The sequence below is a fragment of the Pseudomonas sp. GL-RE-26 genome, from assembly GCF_019956275.1.
GTDB classification, from domain to species: Bacteria; Pseudomonadota; Gammaproteobacteria; order Pseudomonadales; family Pseudomonadaceae; genus Aquipseudomonas; species Aquipseudomonas grandcourensis.
Genome location: NZ_JAHBDI010000014.1, coordinates 85,473 through 98,389, shown reverse-complemented (window position 1 = coordinate 98,389; position 12,917 = coordinate 85,473). Strand labels below are relative to the sequence as shown.

General features: G+C 58.1%; 11 protein-coding genes and 2 pseudogenes. 5 read left to right on the top strand and 8 right to left on the bottom strand.

Annotated elements, in window-relative coordinates; translation table 11 throughout:
• Window positions 1–239: 239 nt before the first annotated feature.
• The 3 genes and pseudogenes from KGB07_RS29685 to KGB07_RS12210 all read right to left on the bottom strand — a co-directional run.
• Window positions 240–647 (bottom strand): annotated as a pseudogene (locus KGB07_RS29685) (methyl-accepting chemotaxis protein); the annotation flags it as partial.
• 138 nt (window positions 648–785) lie between these two features.
• Window positions 786–1,454 (bottom strand): annotated as a pseudogene (locus KGB07_RS29680) (PAS domain-containing protein); the annotation flags it as partial.
• Window positions 1,455–1,955: 501 nt separating this feature from the next.
• Window positions 1,956–2,846 (bottom strand): LysR family transcriptional regulator, encoded by an 891-nt coding sequence (locus KGB07_RS12210; RefSeq protein WP_223465507.1) that lies wholly within the window; start codon window positions 2,844–2,846, stop codon window positions 1,956–1,958.
• 99 nt (window positions 2,847–2,945) lie between these two features.
• On the opposite strand from KGB07_RS12210, the gene gstA reads away from it, so the two are divergent.
• Window positions 2,946–3,548 carry a glutathione transferase GstA gene (gene gstA, locus KGB07_RS12205; protein ID WP_046042270.1) on the top strand — a complete coding sequence of 201 codons (603 nt, stop codon included), beginning with the start codon at window positions 2,946–2,948 and terminating at the stop codon, window positions 3,546–3,548.
• Window positions 3,549–3,677: 129 nt separating this feature from the next.
• Here gstA and KGB07_RS12200 read toward each other — a convergent pair whose 3' ends face one another.
• Window positions 3,678–4,337, bottom strand: a complete 660-nt coding sequence (locus KGB07_RS12200; RefSeq protein ID WP_411741532.1) for a fatty acid desaturase — start codon at window positions 4,335–4,337, stop codon at window positions 3,678–3,680.
• A gap of 236 nt (window positions 4,338–4,573) precedes the next feature.
• On the opposite strand from KGB07_RS12200, the gene KGB07_RS12195 reads away from it, so the two are divergent.
• Window positions 4,574–4,990 carry a GNAT family N-acetyltransferase gene (locus tag KGB07_RS12195; RefSeq protein WP_223465499.1) on the top strand — a complete coding sequence of 139 codons (417 nt, stop codon included), beginning with the start codon at window positions 4,574–4,576 and terminating at the stop codon, window positions 4,988–4,990.
• A 47-nt stretch (window positions 4,991–5,037) separates the two neighbouring features.
• Here KGB07_RS12195 and def read toward each other — a convergent pair whose 3' ends face one another.
• Entirely contained in the window at window positions 5,038–5,577 is a 540-nt protein-coding gene (gene def / locus KGB07_RS12190) for a peptide deformylase (protein WP_046042268.1), read from the bottom strand.
• A 2-nt stretch (window positions 5,578–5,579) separates the two neighbouring features.
• Window positions 5,580–6,536, bottom strand: coding sequence for a YihY/virulence factor BrkB family protein (locus KGB07_RS12185; protein WP_046042267.1), 957 nt, complete (start codon window positions 6,534–6,536; stop codon window positions 5,580–5,582).
• Window positions 6,537–6,889: 353 nt separating this feature from the next.
• On the opposite strand from KGB07_RS12185, the gene KGB07_RS12180 reads away from it, so the two are divergent.
• Window positions 6,890–7,267, top strand: coding sequence for a hypothetical protein (locus tag KGB07_RS12180; RefSeq protein ID WP_046042266.1), 378 nt, complete (start codon window positions 6,890–6,892; stop codon window positions 7,265–7,267).
• Window positions 7,268–7,400: 133 nt separating this feature from the next.
• On the opposite strand, the gene fadD1 is transcribed toward KGB07_RS12180, so the two are convergent.
• Complete coding sequence (gene fadD1, locus KGB07_RS12175) at window positions 7,401–9,101, bottom strand: long-chain-fatty-acid--CoA ligase FadD1 (protein ID WP_046042265.1); 1,701 nt, start codon at window positions 9,099–9,101, stop codon at window positions 7,401–7,403.
• 384 nt (window positions 9,102–9,485) lie between these two features.
• Window positions 9,486–11,174 carry a long-chain-fatty-acid--CoA ligase FadD2 gene (gene fadD2, locus KGB07_RS12170; protein WP_046042264.1) on the bottom strand — a complete coding sequence of 563 codons (1,689 nt, stop codon included), beginning with the start codon at window positions 11,172–11,174 and terminating at the stop codon, window positions 9,486–9,488.
• Window positions 11,175–11,419: 245 nt separating this feature from the next.
• Here fadD2 and KGB07_RS12165 point away from each other — a divergent pair, with 245 nt between their 5' ends.
• Both KGB07_RS12165 and KGB07_RS12160 read left to right on the top strand, forming a co-directional pair.
• The gene (locus tag KGB07_RS12165; protein WP_223465497.1) at window positions 11,420–12,364 is read left to right on the top strand and encodes an alpha/beta hydrolase; all 945 of its coding nucleotides are present in this window, start codon (window positions 11,420–11,422) and stop codon (window positions 12,362–12,364) included.
• Window positions 12,365–12,406: 42 nt separating this feature from the next.
• Window positions 12,407–12,877 carry a MaoC family dehydratase gene (locus tag KGB07_RS12160; protein WP_223465495.1) on the top strand — a complete coding sequence of 157 codons (471 nt, stop codon included), beginning with the start codon at window positions 12,407–12,409 and terminating at the stop codon, window positions 12,875–12,877.
• The last annotated feature ends 40 nt before the right edge of the window (window positions 12,878–12,917 follow it).

The window sequence follows — 12,917 nt, the reverse complement described above, 5'->3', positions numbered from 1 at the left end:
CACCGGCTTGTTCCAAGGCCTGTTCGACCAGCGATGGATCAAGCAACGAGTCCAATCCCTCGAGGGAATTGGGAGTCGAGACGAAGTTGTGGGTCAGTTCCAGTGCCCGAGCCAGACGCATAAAAAAATCCGATGCCTATTCAGGCATCGGATTTTGATTTCTTGCGGCCAAAGGTCAAGCAATGAGGCTTAACTGATCGGCATTACCCTCTACCGGGACCCTTTTTCATTTGCCGCGGCTAGTTCAATTGCAACGTCGAATTGAACTGACTGATCGCATCCACCACATGCCGCGAACCCTGCTGGATTTCCAGAATCACCTCCCCTGCCTCGTTCGCCAATTCAACGCCGAGCCCGGTTCGACTCAGACTCGATTGCATGCTCGACACCGCACTCAACGACAAATCGTGGTTCTTGCGCACCACCTCGACAATCTCCAGCGTCGCCTGACTGGTGCGCGCAGCAAGGCTGCGCACTTCATCGGCCACCACCGCAAACCCGCGCCCGTGCTCACCGGCGCGGGCCGCTTCGATCGCCGCGTTTAGCGCAAGCAAGTTGGTCTGATCGGCAATGCCACGAATGGTCTGCACGATGGTGCCGATGATGTCGGACTGTTTGCTCACGGCGTCGATGCTCAATGCCGCCTCGTTCAAGTCCCGGGAAATGTCCTGGATGATCTGCACCGTCTGCTGCACCACCTCGGAACCCTTGCGCGCACAGACGTCGTTTTGCACCGAGGTGCTGTGGGCCGATTCAGCGGCGGTTTGCAGGGTGGTCATCTGGTGGGTGATATCGCTGGCGAACTTGACCACTTTGTACAACCGCCCCTTGGCGTCGAACAACGGGTTGTAGGAGGCTTCCAGGAATATTGTCTGACCCTGCTTGTTCCTGCGCTCGAAACGATGGGAGTGATATTCGCCGCGGTTGAGCGAAGCCCAGAAATTCCGGTAACCCTGGGACTCGGCTTCGGCACGGTGGCAGAACAGGCTGTGATGTTGCCCCACCACTTCGTTGAGCGAGTACTGCATGGTTTTCAGGAAGTTCTCGTTGGCGGTGATGACCTTGCCTTCGGGCGTGAACTCGATCACGGCCATTGAACGGCCTATCGCAGCGAGCCTGCTTTCGTTTTCGTGTTCCTTGTTGACCCGTGAGGTGATGTCGGTGGCGACCTTGATCACGCTTTTCACCTGCCGGTCGGGGCCCAGCACCGGCATGTAGCTGGCTTCGAGCCAGATCTCCCGACCACTCTTGTGCAAGCGCAAAAAGGTCCCGCTCAGCGGTTCGCCCCGCGCGAGGTCGCGCCATAACTTGGTGTACTCATCGCTGCGGTAATACTGCTCTTCGCAAAAGACCCGGTGATGCTTGCCGCGCACTTCGTCGGCGCTGTAGCCCATGGCATTGCAAAAGTTTTCGTTGGCATCGATGACAATGCCGTCCGGAGTGAATTCAATCATCGCCATCGAACGACTGATCACCGCCAACTTGGCATTAGCCTCAGTCAGCGCACAGCTGAATCGTTCGATTTCCAGCAGGTCAGCCTTGTGATGTAGGTTGAACATTGTTGTATCACCTTCAGCGCGGTTTTTTGATTGATGAAAGTTGCAGGTCTTTCACATCCACCACTACGTTCCATGGAACAGGCACACGCATCCCTCCAAAAAGAAGGACTAGTCAGGTGATAATTGATGATCAATCGGAGGGTCCTTATAGCGACACGCTCATCAAGACATCCTTCTCTTGATAGCCCGCATGCGGGCCAACCCTAACAGGTTCACAACAAATTCCATTTAGCGGACAGCTCCTTGTCATCACGTGTTGGTGCCTTCGATTGCGCACTCTTTCGCCAAGACATCGACCGCCCCATCACGGCCGACATGGTTAGTTACAACTGATCATAGACAGCAACCTTGGGCTTGCAAGGCCACTAGTCGGCCACCATTGAGGACAAAAACGATTCAGCTGCTTGTTGGGGGTTGCCGTCTGTCGAGCATACCTAGCAGGGCTTGCACCGCCGCCGACGGTGGTTTGTTTGTCGCGACCACCAAAGCAAACTCACGGTCGATCCGCGGCAACACCGGCACCACGCGCAAACCCTGCCGATTACCCGGCAGCGTCATCTCCGGCACCAGGCTCACGCCGATGTTTTCCCGCACCAGGGTGAACGCACTGCTCCATTCGCGAACCTCGACGCGCACATCCTGCAGTTGCAGCCCCGCATCGGCAGCCAGGCTTCGCGCATTGGTCGAACAACCGCCCGTGGCCAGTACAAAAGGTTGCGTCACCAACTCTTCGAGGCAGACGCCTTCTTCATGGGAACGCCGCGCCAGCAGATGGCCGCCGGGCAATACCGCCATCCAGGCATCGCGTCCCAAAGGACTGGCCTTGCGCTCGGCAGACGGATTGAGGACCACGCCGACATCCACCAGTCCCGCGTCGAGCAGGGTTTCCACTTCGTCATCGCTGACTTCCAGGGCAACCACCTCAATGCCGGGGTAAAGCCGATTGAACTGACGCAGCAAAGGCGGCAGAAAGGTCGCCAGGACCATGGGAAAACTGGCCAGGCGAATCGTCCCGCGTTCAACACCTTTTGCGGCCTCGACGGTGCTCCGAATGGCTTGCAGCGCACCGAGCATGGTCCGCGCCTGCTCGATGACCGCCAGGCCGATGGCTGTCGGCAAGGTTTGGCGGTTTTCCCGGGTGAACAATTGAACACCGAGGTTTTCCTCGATCAAGGCCAGGGCCTGGCTGGCACCTGACTGGGTCATACCGACCCGGTCGGCGGCCCGGGTGATGTTGCCGGTATCCGCCACAGCCACCACCATTCGCCAGTGCATCAGGTTCATCATGGCAGTAGCTTTCCTTATGGCAGTTTTCTGAAAGATTAATTTTATCGGTGGCACCGCGCACTATGACACTGGCGTAAATCCACAACCAGAGCCCGCCCCATGAAGCTGTATTACGCCCCCGAAGCCTGCTCGCTGGCGCCACACATTGTGTTGCGCGAATTGGAACTGCCTTTCCAATTGATCCGCGTCGACAACATCAGCAAAACCACGGCCGACGGCGACGACTTTCTCGCCATCAACCCCAAGGGTTACGTCGCAGCCTTGCAACTGGATAACGGCGAAGTGCTGACCGAAGGGCCGGCAATTCTGCAATTCCTGGCTGATCTGCGGCCGCAAGCGAAACTGGCCGCAGCGCAGGAGACATTCGAGCGGGTACGGTTACAGGAATGCCTGAACTTCATCTCGACGGAGATTCACGGCGGGCTCGGTTGGCTGTTCAACGCTCGATTTCCCGAAGAGATGAAAGCGCTGATCAAGGAGAAATTGTTCAAGCGTTTTGCCGTGTTGAACCAGACGCTGGAGCGGCAGGATTACTTGATGGCGGGCGGGTTCAGCATTGCTGATGCGTATTTGTTTACGGTGCTGCGTTGGGCTCGGTTGTTCGATATTGAATTGAATGAGTGGCCGGCGTTGGCAAGGTTTCAAGCCAGGGTGGATCAGCGGCCGGCGGTGAAAGCGGCGTTGGCCGCCGAATTGGCGTAAGACTTGAGATCAATCGCGAGCAGGCTCGCTCCTACAGGGGATCTTGGTTGACCACGGGATGTGTGGGCAATACAGACCTAATGTGGGAGCGAGCCTGCTCGCGATGGCTACCTTCCAGACAGCACAAAACTACAAGCTTGCACTCACCTTGCTAACCACCTCCCCCGGCACCCAGCCCTTCCACACCTGCGGCTGCTCACGCAAAAACGCTTCGACGACCTCACGGGGTTTCTGTCGTTTTTCACTCATCTGACCCAGGGTCTGGTTCAACAGATCGATCGGCAGATCGACCTTTTCAAAGAACGTCACCAGGTCCGGGTATTGCGCCTTGAACAGTGCCGATACGCCGATGGCCAGATCCTCGTCACGGTGATGCAGCAAATGGCTATCGCGGTACAAGGTGTACGGATACCAGACGGCAAACGGCGCGTAGCCAAGGATTTTGTTCAGGGTTGGCCAGCGCGTGGGATGGCCGTGCAGCAGTTCGTGTTGCACGGATAACCACAGCACCAGCAAAGGAATCAGCAACAGCGTGCTCCACCACAAACCCAATCGATGGCTGTTCAACACGATACCAAACCAGCCACTGTATACACCGATCAACAGCAACCAGGTCGGCCATTCGGTGCGCGCGGTGAAGTGTCGGCACAGGGTTTCGATTTCTGCTCGGTGGGCGCTATCAAAGTAATGGGGCATGGCGTTGCTCAGATCGGGGACCAGTCCCCTTCTGTGCATTGGCCTTGGGAAATCTTGCAGATTATTTTCTGGAGGATCGCTCCCATGTTGCATGGGAGCGATCAATCAACGCTGAATCAGTGACCGAACACCCCGACCTTCTTGGCTTTCTTGTCCGCGCGCTTTTCAATGGCAGTTTTCACCGGTTTCTTTTTCGCCGCTTTCTTTGAATCCATACCTTTGGACATGATGCGTACTCCACTCATGGGGATGTGAGATCAGGTATACACCTATCCCGGCGCGCGCGTTCTTTTATAATCGCCCGCTTTGCACACCGACAGTCCGAGACCATGCCCGATACCCAATTCACCCTGCTCGACGAGCCGTTATGGCCATTGATGAACAAGTTCTACCGCGCTCACCAATCGTCGATGAAAGCCGTGCGCGATGCGCAGCTGTGGGTGGCCCGGCGTGAGCAGATTGTTGCCGTGCTGTGTTTGCGTCCGGTGTCCGGCGGGCATTGGCTGACCGGTTTGTTTGTCGATCCGGCCTGCCGCGAACAAGGGCTTGCCGCCGGGTTGATTGCGGCTGCGGTGAAGGAGTGCGAACTGCCGGTGTGGTTGTTCTGCCATCCGGATTTGCGGGGCTTTTATGAGCGACGCGGGTTTACGTTCGATCCGCCGATGCCTTACGCGATGGTTGAACGGTTGAGCCGCTATGCGCGCAGCAAGCCGATGATTGCGATGGGGTTGGAACCAACCGTTTAACTTACTCAAGCCAGTTGGAGCTCGCTCCCACAGGGTTTTGCGGTGATCTATTCGTCCGCGTTGGGATCCAGGTCCGGGAACATCACTTCGGTGAAGCCAAACTTGCTGAAGTCGGTAATGCGCGACGGGTACAGGCGGCCGATCAGGTGGTCACACTCATGCTGCACCACCCGCGCATGAAACCCCGAGGCAAAACGCACGATGGGTTCACCCTTGGGGTCGACGCCTTCGTAGCGAATCTGCTGGTAACGCTGCACCGCACCACGCAGGCCAGGCACGGACAGACAGCCTTCGAAGCCCTCTTCCAGGGTCGGGCTCAGCGGTGTGATCAACGGGTTGATCAGGATCGTCTGCGGCACGGCCTCGGCATCCGGATAACGCTCGCTGTGCTCGAAACCGAAGATCACCAGTTGCAGGTCGACGCCGATCTGCGGAGCGGCCAGGCCAACGCCCCCCACACTTTCCATGGTCTGGAACATGTCATCGATCAGTTGCCACAGTTCGGGGCTGTCGAACATCTCGACCGGCACTGGCGGGGCAATGCGCAGCAGGCGCTCATCGCCCATTTTCAGAATTTCACGAATCATGATCAGGTTTCATCAATGGTCGGTTTGTGTGAGTGATCGCGGCCCAGCCCCGACACATGGTGCTTTTCCTCATGGACGGGACCATGCTCGCCAGCCACTTTTTCGCCAGGGTCCTTGCCCTCTCGCGACATGTGCTCGATCACGGCATTCATTTCCGCGCCCAGCAGCAGCACCGCGGCGGAAATGTAGAAGTACAGCAACAACACGATGATCGCACCGATACTGCCATACATGGCGTTGTAGTTGGCGAACTCCTTGACGTACAAACCGAAGCCCAGGGACGCGATGATCCATACCACCACCGCCAGCACTGAGCCCGGGGTGATGAAGCGGAATTCCTGTTTGACGTCGGGCATGACGTAGTAGATCAACGCCACCGCGACCATCAGCAAAATCACGATCACCGGCCAGCGTGCGATGGTCCAGAGCGTGACGATGAAGTACTCAAGGCCGACCTGCGCAGCGATCCAGCTCATCACCTGCGGCCCGAGCACCATCAGTGCCGCGGCGATCAGCAGCATGCCGGCAATGCCGACGGTGTAGATGATCGACAACGGAAAGCGTTTCCACAGCGGGCGCCCTTCAACTACGTCGTAGGCTGCGTTCATCGCGCTCATCATCAGCCGCACACCGGCGGAGGCGGTATACAGCGCAATCACGATACCCACTGACAGCAGCCCCCCCTTGGACTGCTGAAGCTGGTCGATCACCGGGTTGACCTGCTCCAGCGCCTGGGGCGGCAATACGAGTTCCGATTGCAGGCGCAGCCAGGAGAAGAAGTCAGGCAGATGCAGGAAGCCGATCAGTGCGATCAGAAACAGAATGAACGGAAACAGCGAAAAGAGCATTTGATAGGCCAGCGCCGAGGCATAGGTCGACATCTCGTCGGCGATGAACTCGGTGACCGTGCGCATCATCACACGGTGCAGGGGCAAGCCTCTCATGTCCGGGAAAATCATTCGCGTCTCCATTCGCCGCATACGGATTGGGTTGAAGTCGTGACGACTCAGGGGCTGTTTTCTTTCATCAAGGTAGCCCAGTTGGCGACTTTGAAACAAATTCAGCGTGCAAGTTCAGGCTGACACAAAAACGGCCATCTGAAGATGGCCGCGTCTTCTTTTCATTAAAGACATTTCAATGCAGGAAAGTCGTTACACAAGGTTGACCAGGGGCTTTTGCAGGGAGTTTCATTTGTTTCACCACGACATTTCATCGTTCAGTGCAGGTTGCGCTTTATGTTTGCGGGCCAACCCTTGAGAATGCGCATCACATTCAGGCCTTGGCGCTGAAGATCCAATCCCGTAGGAACGTTATGAAACTCGATAAAAAGCAGGCCATTGCCCGCAGAAACCAGGAACTCGGCGGTGCTGTGCTTGGCGTCAACAACTGCCACTTCGCCGAACTGAACCGTAACCGCAACATCTGGTGGTTCGACCTCCCGGTGACGCGCCTTGCAATCGGTCAGTACGAGTGGATTCACCTGCTGATGCACACACCGGACACCGATGAGTTGCTGCACCTGAAAGTGCCGACCGTGTTCCTGCGCGAGAAGCTCGAAGGCCTGGTGGTGCGTAATGAAGGCAAGCGCAAGGCGGCATTGAGCCTGGAGTTGAGCGCCGACAAGGACTCCTTCCTGCAGGACATGCGCCCGGCGGGCACCAACGTCAACTTCGCGCCGTTTCGCTTGTAGGAGCGAGCTTGCTCGCGATGGATTCAAGAGCGCTGCGTTTAACCAGTAAACACGCGTTATCGTTAACGACCATCGCGAGCAAGCTCGCTCCTACAGATGCAAAAAGCCCCGCATCTGCGGGGCTTTTTGTTGATTACGCGGTGGCTTTCTTCGCGTTGATCTTCTTCAGCTCTTCATCGCGCAATTCACGACGCAGGATCTTGCCGACGTTGGTGGTCGGCAGTGCATCGCGGAACTCCACGGAGCGCGGGACCTTGTACCCAGTGACGTTGGCGCGCATATGCTCCATCACCTGTTCCTTGGTCAGGGTCACGCCCGGCTTGGCGACGATGAAAATCTTGATCGCCTCGCCCGACTTCTCGTCCGGTATTCCGATGGCCGCGCATTGCAGCACGCCTGGCAGGGTGGCCAGCACGTCTTCGAGCTCGTTCGGGTACACGTTGAAACCGGACACCAGGATCATGTCTTTCTTGCGATCGACAATGCGCATGTAGCCATCGGGCTGGATCAGCGCGATGTCACCGGTCTTCAACCAGCCTTCGCTGTCGAGAATTTCATCGGTGGCTTCCTGGCGCTGCCAGTAACCCTTCATGACTTGCGGACCCTTCACGCACAACTCGCCGATTTCGCCCAATGGCTGCTCGACACCGGCATCGTTGATGACTTTGCACAGGGTCGACGGCACCGGAATGCCGATGGTGCCGATCTGGATGTGCTGGATCGGGTTCACCGTCGCCACCGGGCTGGTTTCGGTCATGCCGTAGCCTTCGCAGATGGCGCAACCGGTCACCGCTTTCCAGCGTTCGGCCGCGGCCAGTTGCAGGGCCATGCCGCCCGACAAGGTGACTTTCAGCGCGGAGAAATCCAGCTTGCGGAAGCCTTCGTTGTTGCACAGGGCCACGAACAGCGTGTTCAGGCCGACGAAGCCGCTGAACTTCCACTTCGACAGTTCCTTGACCATCGCCGGCAGGTCGCGCGGGTTGCTGATCAGGATGTTGTGGTTGCCCGCCAGCATCATCGCCATGCAATGAAAGGTGAACGCATAGATGTGGTACAGCGGCAGCGGCGTTATCAGGATCTCGCAACCTTCATTGAGGTTGGAACCCATCAGCGCCTTGCACTGCAGCATGTTCGCCACCAGGTTGCGGTGGGTCAGCATCGCGCCCTTGGCCACGCCCGTGGTGCCGCCGGTGTATTGCAGCACCGCGACATCACCGCTGGCCGGGTTGGCTTCGGCCACTGGCTGGCCCAGGCCTTTGCTCAGCACGTCGTTGAACTTGACGGCCTTGGGCAAGTGGTAGGCCGGCACCATCTTCTTCACGTACTTGATGACGCTGTTGATCAGCAGACGCTTGAGCGGCGGCAGCAGGTCGGCGACTTCGGTGACAATCACGTGCTTGACGCCGGTTTTCGGCACCACGGTTTCCGCCAGGTGCGCCATGTTGGCCAGGCAGACCAGGGCCTTGGCACCGGAGTCGTTGAATTGGTGTTCCATTTCCCGTGCGGTGTACAGCGGGTTGGTGTTGACCACGATCAGCCCGGCGCGGATGGCGCCGAAGACGGCAACCGGGTACTGCAGCACATTGGGCAGTTGCACGGCGATTCGATCGCCGGGCTGCAAATCGGTATGCTGTTGCAGGTAAGCGGCAAACGCACCGGACAATTCGTACAGTTCACCGTAGGTGAGTGTCTTGCCCAGGTTGCTGAATGCCGGCTTGTTGGCGAAGCGTTGGCAGGATTGCTTCAACACTGCCTGAATATTCGGATACTCGTCTGGATTGATGTCGGCAGCAATCCCAGCTGGGTACTTATCCTTCCAAAAGTCTTCGATCATGGAAGCCCACTCCTCAGCAACGCGAATTCAGCACCGCATTTGATGCGATTATTATTGGTGTTTGGTCATTGGTGAATCTGGCTGATAGAAGGCCGAGAAGTCACAAAGCGCGCCGAGAGTAGCAGCTTTGCCAAGGGTCGACTAGAGCCAAAAGCGGCCTCTACGGTCACATTTGTGACTCAAGACCTTAAGGCAGTCATTTTAGAGCAAAAAACCTATAAAGACCTGTAGCCCGCAGAAACCGGGGCTTTAGCGTACGCCGAAAAGCATCGCGGGCAAGCCCGCTCCCACAAGATTCGCGTCGTACACATAGTATGTGCACAACAGTGAACCTGTGGGAGCGTGGCTTGCCCGCGATCCGCGCCAGGCGCGGCCATTCACCGATCAGGCGATATCACGCAACTCCCGCCGCAAAATCTTGCCCACCGGCGTCATCGGCAATGATTCGCGCAGTACGATGTGCTTCGGTACTTTGTACGCCGTGAAGTTCTCCTTGCAGTAAGCCTTCAGCTCTTCAAGGCTGACGCCCGCTTCTCGGGCCACCACGAACAACTTCACCGCCTCTCCCGACCGCTCATCTGGCACACCGATGACCGCACAGTTGGCGACTTTAGGGTGAGCCATCACGATGTCTTCGATCTCGTTCGGGTACACGTTGAAACCCGAGACAATGATCATGTCCTTCTTGCGGTCAACGATGCGCACGAAACCGTCCGGGTCGATCACCGCAATGTCACCGGACTTGAACCAGCCCTCGGCATCCAGCACCTCGGCCGTGGCATCAGGTTTCTGCCAGTAGCCCTTCATGATCTGCGGGCCCTTGATGCATAGCTCGCCGCGCTCACCCAAAGGTTGTTCGACGCCGTCATCGCTGATGACTTTCAGCGTGGTGCCCGGTACCGGCATGCCGACCGTACCGATCCGCGATTGATCGCCGTAGGGGTTGGTGCAGGCCACCGGCGAAGTTTCGGTCAGGCCGTAACCTTCGGTGATGCGGCAACCGGTCAGTTGTTCCCAACGCTCGGCGGTGGCCTTGACCAGCGCGGTGCCGCCGGAGTTGGTGAGCTTGAGGCTGGAGAAGTCCAGGGTCTTGAAGTCCGGGTGATCCATCAGCGCGACGAACAGCGTGTTCAGCCCCAGCAGCGCCGAGAACCGCCAGTTCTTCAGTTCCTTGATGAAGCCGGCGATGTCCCGTGGGTTGGTGATCAGCACGTTGTGGTTGCCGGTCACCATCATGCACATGCAGTTCGCCGTGAAAGCATAGATGTGGTACAGCGGCAGCGGCGCGATCATCACCTCCTGACCTTCGCGCAGCAGCGGCTGACCGTCGCTGGCCGACTGGCTGAGGCAGGCCCGTGCCTGTTGCATGTTCGCCACCAGGTTGCCGTGGGTCAGCATCGCGCCCTTGGCCAGGCCGGTGGTGCCACCGGTGTATTGCAGCACGGCGATGTCGTCGAGGCCGACCTTCAGCGGCTTGATACCCAGGCCACGGCCCATGCGCAGCGCACTCTTGAAGGAAACGGCCTGGGGCAAGGAGTAGTCCGGAACCATTTTCTTGACCTTGCTCACCACCGTGTTGACCAGCCACCCCTTGGCGGTGGGCATCAGGTCGCCCATCTTCGCTTCGATCAGGTACTGGATATCGGTGTCGGGCAGCACTTCCTGGACTTTCTGGCCGAACATGTTCAGGTACACCAGCGCCCGGGCACCGGAGTCCTTGAACTGGTGGCGCATTTCCCGCGCGGTGTACAACGGGTTGGTGTTGACCACAATCAATCCGGCGCGCAAGGCACCGAACACGGCAATCGGGTAATGCAGGACGTTGGGCATCTGCACCGCAATGCGGTCACCCGGCACCAGGTCGGTGTGGGCTTGCAGGTAGCCGGCGAAGGCAGCGCTCTGGCGTTCCAGTTCGGCGTAGGTCAGGGTCACGCCCATGTTGCTGAACGCAGGGCGGTCAGCAAACTTCTTGCAGGAACGCTCGAACACCTCGATCACCGACTTGTAGGCTCCCAGATCGATATCCAGGGGGACGCCGGCCGGGCGTTTGTCATTCCAGAAATCAGGTTGCATTGTTGTTGTCCTCTTTACCTGAATCTATCCGGGGCCACTTTTCTGTCACTTTTCAAAAAAAATGCAAAAAGCGGAGCTTCACGGACACTAGCAGTTATGACGTAGCAGGCAAATATGCCCACGGCCGTCATTGACCGTATGAATCTACTCGCCGTGGCGTAGGCTGATCAGACGCCCAGCCAAGGATGCGCTATAAACTGCAACGAGCTGTTTCCAACCAGGCAGCCTCATGCAAAGGAACCGCCATGATCCATGACACTTTCTGGCTGACCACGAGCGACCACAGCCGCCTCTTCGTCAATCAGTGGCTCCCCGACGGCAGCCTCAAGGCAATGATTCTGCTGGCCCACGGCATGGCCGAACACAGCGGCCGCTATGGCCCCCTGGCGGAAAAACTCTGTGACCAGGGCTATGGCGTATGCGCGCCGGACCTGCGTGGACATGGCAAAACTGCCGAAAACGGGACACTCGGACATTTCGCCGATGACGATGGCTGGTGCAAGGTCGTCAGCGACCTGGCCAGCCTCAACCAGCACATCGGCCAGCAGCACCCTGGTATCCCGATCGTACTGCTCGGTCACAGCATGGGCAGTTACATCGCCCAGGCCTATCTGCTGCACCACAGTGCCAGCCTGCACGGGGCAATCCTCAGCGGCTCGAACTTCCAGCCTGTGGCGCTTTATCGCGCGGCACGGCAAATCGCCCGTTTCGAACGCCTGCGCCAAGGCCGCAAAGGACGCAGCGCTTTGATCGAATGGCTGTCGTTCGGCTCGTTCAACAACAAATTCAAACCGGCACGCACACCGTTCGACTGGCTCAGCCGTGATCCGGCGCAGGTCGATCTGTACGTCAACGACCCGCTCTGCGGTTTTCGTTGCACCAATCAACTGTGGATCGATTTGCTCGGCGGCTTGCAGCAAATCAGCAAAGCGTCCAATCTCGCCCAGATCGACCCGGGCCTGCCGCTGCTGGTGATTGGCGGCGAATGTGATCCGGTGAGCGAAGGCAAGCGTCTCAACGATCTGGCCGACGCGCTGCGAGCGGCCGGCAGCCGGCACCTGCAACTGACCGTTTACCCGCAGGCGCGGCACGAACTGTTCAATGAGAGCAACCGCGATGAAATCATCGCCGATGTGCTGAACTGGATCGCACAGGCCTTGAGCGCTCCTCGGCCGCACCGGTCCGAATAGTTTTTTTGTGAATTTTTTAATTCGTCACAGGAATTGAGACAGATGACCCAGGTTACCAACACCCCTTACGAAGCCCTCGAAGTCGGCCAGACCGCCAGTTTCAGCAAGACGGTCGAAGAGCGCGACATCCAGTTGTTCGCTGCGATGTCCGGCGACCACAACCCGGTACACCTGGATGCCGAATACGCCGCCAGCACCATGTTCAAGGAGCGCATCGCCCACGGCATGTTCAGCGGCGCGTTGATCAGCGCAGCGGTCGCCTGCAAATTGCCTGGCCCGGGGACCATCTACATCGGCCAGCAAATGAGCTTTCAGAAACCGGTGAAGATCGGCGACACCCTGACCGTGCGCCTGGAAATCCTGGAAAAACTGCCGAAGTTTCGCGTGCGCATTGCCACTCGCGTGTTCAACCAGCGCGATGAACTGGTGGTGGACGGTGAGGCGGAAATCCTCGCGCCACGCAAGCAACAGAGCGTGACGTTGACCGAGCTGCCGGCAATCAGCATCGGCTGATTGACGGGTCAAAAACAAACAACTGTGGGAGCGGGCTTGC